At 61.9% G+C, this 2,866-nt stretch carries 2 protein-coding genes; both read right to left on the reverse strand.

What is annotated here, in order from left to right:
- The coding region (locus tag JV551A3_RS03375; RefSeq protein WP_205125929.1) for a PepSY domain-containing protein at nt 1–443 on the reverse strand (443 nt) is incomplete at its 3' end.
- A gap of 141 nt (nt 444–584) precedes the next feature.
- Nucleotides 585–2,866, reverse strand: a 2,282-nt coding sequence (locus JV551A3_RS03380; RefSeq protein WP_133978330.1) for a TonB-dependent siderophore receptor, incomplete at its 5' end; no start/stop codon positions are given.

Here is a 2,866-nt window from a genome sequence, read left to right on the forward strand (position 1 = left end):
AGCAGCTTGCCGGGCAGGCCGGCGAACATGTCCACGTGCAGGCGCAGCATGGTCATCATGAAGCCGCCGTTGGCGGCCGGCATGGCCACGGCTTCGCCGGTGCGGGCGTCGAGCATGAAAGTGTGCGACGAATTGGGTTCGGTGCCGGCGGTGGCGGCGGTGATGGCCACCACACCGTTGGCTTCGTCCTCGTCGTAGCCAAAGTACTGCATGACCTCGCCGGGGCGGTGCTGCTCGGCCTTGATCACCAGCTGCTGCAGGTCCAGATGTGGGGTGCATGCCGGCATTTCCCGCAGTTTGGGCGCGTCGCCGAGCAGGTGTTCGAGTTCGTGGTGGAAGATCAGCGGCAGGCCGGTGAGTGCCAGCAACAGCAGGAACAGGGTGCAGACCAGGCTGCTCCAGGTGTGGATTGTGGACCAGCGGCGAATGGTTGGGCTTTTCATCACGGTACCGATTTTTGCCTGTTGGAAGCAGGGGCTGCTGCGCAGCCCTTTCGCGACACAAGGCCGCCCCTACAGGGGAGCGCGTATTTCTGTAGGAGCGGCCTTGTGTCGCGAAAGGGCCGCAAAGCGGCCCCCGTTCACTCAGAACTTGTAATTGACACTGGCCACCACGTTGCGCTCGTCGCCGTAGTAGCAGTAGTAGCCGTCACAGGTAGACAAGTAGTCCTTGTTGAACAGGTTCTTCGCATCCACGGCTACGGTCACTCCCTTGAGGGTGCTGTTCAGTCGGCCCAGGTCGTAGTGCACCGAAGCGTCGTAGACGGTGTAGGACCCCACATGGCCCCAATCGGTGTTAGTGGTATTACCGTAGGTGTCGCCCACGTAGCGCACGCCAACGCCGACCCCAAACCCATCCAGTGGCCCGCTGTGCCAGGTATAGTCAGCCCAGGCAGTGGCCTGGTTGCGCGGCACCTGCGCCATGCGTTTGCCTTTCTCGTCACTGGTGCCTTTGATGATTTCGCTGTCGTTGTAGGTGTACGAGCCCACCAGTTTGAGGTTATCGGTTACATCCGAGGTAGCCTCCAGCTCCAGGCCTTTGACACGCACTTCGCCAACCTGGCGGGTCACGCCACCCTCGGTCACCGACATGTTCTCCTGCGTCAGGTCAAACACAGCCGCGGTGAACAAGCTGTTGCTGCCTGGAGGCTGGTACTTGATGCCCAGTTCGTACTGTTTCCCTTCGGTAGGTTTGAAGGCATCGGTGCTGTTCACGGTGGAACCGGTAGCAGCCTGGAACGACTCGGCATAGGAGATGTAAGGCGTCAGGCCGTTGTCGAACACATAGCTGAGCGCTGCGTTGCCACTGAATTTCTTGTCGCGTTGGGTGTTGGTGGCGTCGCCCTGGTTGTGGAAGGTGGTGCCGGTGTGCACCCAGTCCTCACGGCCACCAAGGGTCAGGCGCCAGTTGTTGAGGGCCATCTGATCCTGGATATACAGGCCGGTCTGCTGGGTTTTCTGGTCGTAGTCGTACATGTCGAAGTACTGAACGTTCGAGAAGTCCTGACCATAGATCGGGTTGTGGATATTGCTCGGTGGCACACCAGCCGAGCCCCAGCGCCAGCGGGCGTTGCTGTCTGAGCGCTGGTGGTCGAGGCCCAGCAGCAGGGTGTGGGCAACCTGGCCGGTCTGGAAGTCGGCCTGGAAGTTGTTGTCCAGGGCGAACTGGGAGATGTCCTCTTCCACGATACCGGCGGTGCGCTGCACGGTGCCATCGGCGCTGACAGCTTCGTCCGGGCCGGCTGGCCAGATAGAACCACCGGCGGTAATGCCCTTGAAGTCCAGTTCGTTACGCGCATAGCGAAGGTTCTGACGGAACTGCCAGGTATCGTTCAGGCGGGTCTCGAACGCATAGCCCAGGTGGTAGTAGGTGCGGTCGTAGGATTCCCAATCCGGGTCGCCGAGGTTCTTGTGGTGCGAAATCTTGCCTGCGGGGCTATCCAGCTTGGTGCCTTGCAGTGGCAGGAACTGGCCGGTGATGCCGGTATCATCGCGGGTGTACTGGCTGATGAAAGTCAGCTTGGTGTCGTCGTTGATGTTCCAGGTCAGGCTGGGCGCTATGTTGTAGCGCTTGTCCGGGATGTGGTCGACTGGCGAACCGCTGTCTCGCACGGTACCGCTCACTCGGTACAGAAACTGGCCTGCATCGTCGAGCTTGCCGGTGCTGTCGAAGTTGATCTGCTTGTGGTTGTTGCTGCCAACCTGGGCTTCGACTTCGTGGCTGCTTTCCAGTTGCGGCCGACGGCTGGTCATGTCCAGCAGGCCGCCTGGTGGAGTCTGGCCGTACACCGAAGAAGCCGGGCCGCGCAGCACTGCGATGCGCTCCAGGTTCCAGGGCTCGATCTTGGGGGTGGCGTAGTTGCCCTTGGGCAATGGCAGGCCATCGAGGAACTGGGTAGGCACAAAACCACGTACCAGCAACCAGTCGCTGCGCGAGTCGGAGCCATAGCCGCTGCTCTGCACGCCAGCGGTGTAGCGAAGGGCATCGTTCAGACTGAGCACCGGCCGGTCTTCCATCTGCTGGCGGGTGATCACGCTTACCGAGCGGGGGAGTTCGGCGATGGCGGTGTCGGTCTTGGTGCCAGCTGCTGTCCGGGTGGCGGTGTAACCCTCTACCGGTCCCCAGGCGCTTTCATAGTTTGAAGTCGCATTGATCGCAGTCTCCGGCAACGCCAGTGTCCCTTCCGGCGTAGCCACCAGGCTGTAGCTGCCCACGCTGCTTTGCTGCAGCTGCAGGCCGGTGCCGCGCAGGGCAGCCTGCAGCGCACCAAGGCCATCGTACTGCCCGCTCACCGGGGCCGAGGTACGACCGCTGACCAGTGCCGGGTCGATGGCCAGGGTAATGCCGGCCTGGCTGGCGATCTGGT

This window comes from Pseudomonas inefficax (genome assembly GCF_900277125.1).
Taxonomy (GTDB): Bacteria; Pseudomonadota; Gammaproteobacteria; order Pseudomonadales; family Pseudomonadaceae; genus Aquipseudomonas; species Aquipseudomonas inefficax.